Genomic DNA, 295 nt, shown 5'->3' with positions numbered 1-295 from the left:
GTAGGGTGCTGCCCACGTCTAAGCGCAGGTCGAGAATCCCAAACCCCGCTCAAAGCAGCGCACGGAGTTTGTCAGGGAACACTGACCCCAAATATGGGGCGGGCTTCGCGGCTTGAGAGCGAGTCAGCATGACCTGTTCACGATCAGCTAGCGCGCGTTCTGTACCAGCCGCAGACGCTTCCAGCGGCACCCACTGCTGATCGACGTAAACGCTCAGAACCCAGCCAGCACCTGGCTCAACGGCCAGTGAGTACGACGCCCAGCCCGCAGCATCTTTACCCGTATCAAGCGTTAC

The 295-nt window shown here is 60.3% G+C and carries 1 pseudogene; it reads right to left on the bottom strand.

The annotated features are described in order from the left end of the window. Positions 1-49: 49 nt before the first annotated feature. A pseudogene (locus DW49_RS1000000133275) lies at positions 50-295 on the bottom strand (hypothetical protein); the annotation flags it as partial.

It is taken from the genome of Pseudomonas avellanae BPIC 631, from assembly GCF_000444135.1.
Lineage (GTDB): Bacteria > Pseudomonadota > Gammaproteobacteria > Pseudomonadales > Pseudomonadaceae > Aquipseudomonas > Aquipseudomonas avellanae.
Note: the sequence above shows the minus strand (reverse complement) of the source record. Positions and strands in the feature narration are given on the sequence as shown.